Below are 3,158 nucleotides of genomic sequence, written 5' to 3' on the forward strand. Positions count from 1 at the left end.
TCAGCCCCGACAGGCAAATGTTCCGAAGAGAAAAAAGGGGTTCTTTCCCTTTTATTCACTTCGGGTTATTTGACCCCGAGGGGCTAGGCGGTGGAGCTGGAGCGCCTTGATCAGCTCCATACAAAATTAACGTTTCACCTTAAGTTTAATCCGGAATTTGTTTTTGCAAGTTGATTGAAGCTTGAGGATGCCTGTCCCGCGGGCTTGCGCATCCTCCGAGCGGAAATCACCAAAAAGGGGACCTATTAGTGGAAAACGACGGAATTCGAAAAACAAAAGCAATTTATTGGGCTTCAGGGATTGTCTCGATTTGCGGGATTATCTTTGAAGTCCTGTTTGGTGCAGCGGGATCCTACATACTTGGAGACGGTGTAAAGCAATACACGCTGACCATTTCGCTCTTTTTGACAGGAATGGGAATCGGAGCGTCAGTCAGCGAGAAGGTAACCAGGAATCTGATTGTCTCGTTCATCTGGATCGAGCTGCTGATCGGCTTGATTGGCGGACTCTCCATATTCACCTTATTCGGCGTAACCGCCTTTTTCAGTGAGGGGTCCGATGCCTTTTTCCTTTATGCGGTGACTGCCATAGTGGGAGCATTGACTGGGGTGGAACTGCCGATTTTGATCCGGAAGGCCAATGAGATCGGTGAAACCTTGAACCGCAGTACAGCCAGGGTGCTTTTTTCTGACTATGCAGGCGGTCTGATTGGCGGGCTGCTGTTTGTGTTTTTATTAAGGCCTCAGCTGGGCCTTGTTAAAACGGCCTTTGTTGTTGCCCTGGTGAACGTGATCGTTGCCCTTTGGCTCATGTTTTATTTTAGAGATGAAATCGCATCGTTAAAAAAACATGGTACAGCGGGCATCCTGGTATTGATATTTCTGTTTTCCGGTGTATTTTGGGGCGAGGAAATGGCGTTCTCATTTGAACAAAAGCTGTATCGGGATCCCATTATTCATTCTGAGAACACCAGTTATCAGCAGATCATTTTGACGAAAGAGCAAGGAGACCTGCGGATGTACCTGGATGGGCAGCTGCAGTTCAGTTCCTCCGATGAGTATCGATATCATGAAACCCTGGTCCATACACCAATGGCTGCTGCAGAAAGCAAAGAAAAAGTGTTGATCCTTGGCGGTGGTGACGGGCTTGCCATCAGGGAATTGAGGAAGTATGACGAGGTCAAAGAGATCACCCTTGTGGATCTTGATCCCAAGGTTGTCGAGCTGGCAAGAACGAATCCGTCTATCTCTGAGCTTAATGAGCATGCCTTTGAGGATGAAAGGGTGGAAGTGATCAACCAGGATGCCTTTACCTTTTTAGAAAATGCAGAGGGGTTTTATGATGTCATCCTGGTCGATTTGCCTGATCCCAATAATGAATCATTGAACAAGCTGTACACCTTGGAATTCTACCAGCTTATCCGAAACCATCTTCCCCCAGGCGGAGCCTTGATGGTCCAGAGTACGAGCCCGACTTTTGCAACAGAAGTATACTGGACGATTGATAAGACGATTCAATCAGCAGGGCTGAAAACAGAAAATCTGCATGTGGATATACCGAGTTTCGGGGACTGGGGATTTGTTCTGGCCGGGCGAGAAGATATCTCTCTTTCCAGCCTTGACTTGGAAAAAGAGACGAAATTTTTAACAGAAGAAGTCCTTAAAGGGTTGGGAACCTTCGGAAAAGATATTGATTCTTCCATTGCCGATCAGAAGGGGAATCCTGTGGAACTTGAGATCAACACCTTAATGAACCCCATCTTGATCCAGAAATATGAGAAAGCGTGGTCAACGTATTAGGCATCTGGTGCCTGGTACGTTTTTTTTCTTTCATTACCGGTTATTGTAATAGGAAGTGGATTTTGTCCTGAAAAATTCATGTTTGAATTAAAAAGGAATAGACTAGACTATAACGTAAATCACTCAGGTTTAACCTGAATACTTAAAAAAGGTGTGTTGGATTTGGAAGTAGACAGTAAATTGCAGCAAATCACAAGTACCTTGCAGGCAAGAGCAGGCAGCCGTGTCAATGTGATTCTCGAGAGCAATTTCCCTGGCAAGCGGATTGCCGGGGGAAAGTACAACATGGGCACAGACACTATTACGATGTATATTGATGAAATTAAAAGGCAATGTAAAATGCTTTTCAAGTCGCTTGAATACTTTTATGAATATTTTACCGTCGTCTTTGCCCATGAACTGGGACATGCAGAGGACCAAGAACTTGAGGGATTGGCAGACAGGATGGATACAGCGGAAGACTTCGAACGAAAGCAGATCGCTTTGCGGATTGAAGAAAATGCCTGGTGTATAGCGAAAGAACTGATCCCTGACCTAGATAGTAACTTCATTCATGAAATCATCGAAGAATCCCTGCTTTACTACCGCGATCAAGTCAAGACGGAAACAGTGTCTGTGCCTGCCTGCATAATTCCATGAGGGTCTCTTCATACTATAAGTGAAAGAAATCAAAGGAGAGATGAGCATGGGACGCACAAAGTCTGGCAACGGAAACGCACAGCGTAATGATAATCAGAAAAAAGGGAACAGGACGAGCACCGAAATGGTCGAATTCACCACAGGTGACGTGAAGAAGAAAAAGAATCGTTTCCAGGACTAATGAAAAAGTACAAGAAAAATTAAAAAGGCATAATCGTTCAATTCAATGAGCGATTATGCCTTTTTCACTTGAGATTTTATGAAAAAGTGTTGATTTCCGTTCCAGGTACGCGACTCCGTGGGGCGGGCGTTGAGCCTCCTCGGCAGCGCCTGCGGGGTCTCACCTGCCAAATGTGGAAGCGGCCGTTCAACGACGTACGGATTGGAGGGCTCTCGCATGAGATATAGGAATCACGACGAGCTAGCGAGTCGATGATGACTTATCGCAAGGAGAGGGACCGAAATCCGCTAGTCGTTGGCCGCTGAAACTAGACGAGTCCCGCTGATTCCGCAGGAGGTCACGCACCTTCCACTCCAATCAAGGGGGTGATAAAAGGATAACGATGATATTATAATCCCATATACTCACTGAACATCATAGTTTGTTGTGAATCATTGGAAACTATAGAAGGTGTCTAAATGGTTTTTGCCCACTCCTTATTTACCTGGCATTCTTTCCGAATAGCCATATGACCTGCGTTGCGGACAAGTGTAGAAAAA

3 protein-coding genes are annotated in these 3,158 nt (G+C 45.6%); all 3 read left to right on the forward strand.

The window, feature by feature from the left end:
* Positions 1-248: 248 nt before the first annotated feature.
* The 3 genes from D3H55_RS23515 (at position 249) to D3H55_RS25340 (ending at position 2,619) form a co-directional block, all read left to right on the forward strand.
* Positions 249-1,799 (forward strand): polyamine aminopropyltransferase, encoded by a 1,551-nt coding sequence (locus D3H55_RS23515; protein ID WP_119549756.1) that lies wholly within the window; start codon positions 249-251, stop codon positions 1,797-1,799.
* Positions 1,800-1,952: 153 nt separating this feature from the next.
* The gene (locus D3H55_RS23520) at positions 1,953-2,438 is read left to right on the forward strand and encodes a hypothetical protein (protein ID WP_338067971.1); all 486 of its coding nucleotides are present in this window, start codon (positions 1,953-1,955) and stop codon (positions 2,436-2,438) included.
* 46 nt (positions 2,439-2,484) lie between these two features.
* On the forward strand, positions 2,485-2,619 hold the full coding sequence (locus tag D3H55_RS25340) for a hypothetical protein (RefSeq protein WP_276310266.1): 135 nt from the start codon (positions 2,485-2,487) through the stop codon (positions 2,617-2,619).
* Positions 2,620-3,158: the final 539 nt, after the last annotated feature.

The organism is Bacillus salacetis (assembly GCF_003581585.1).
Taxonomy (GTDB): Bacteria; Bacillota; Bacilli; order Bacillales; family Bacillaceae_B; genus Rossellomorea; species Rossellomorea salacetis.

Excerpts from the sequence above, each read along its gene's own strand:
- D3H55_RS25340 (WP_276310266.1), top strand. The coding sequence starts at position 2,485 with ATGGGACGCACAAAGTCTGGCAACGGAAACGCACAGCGTAATGATAAT.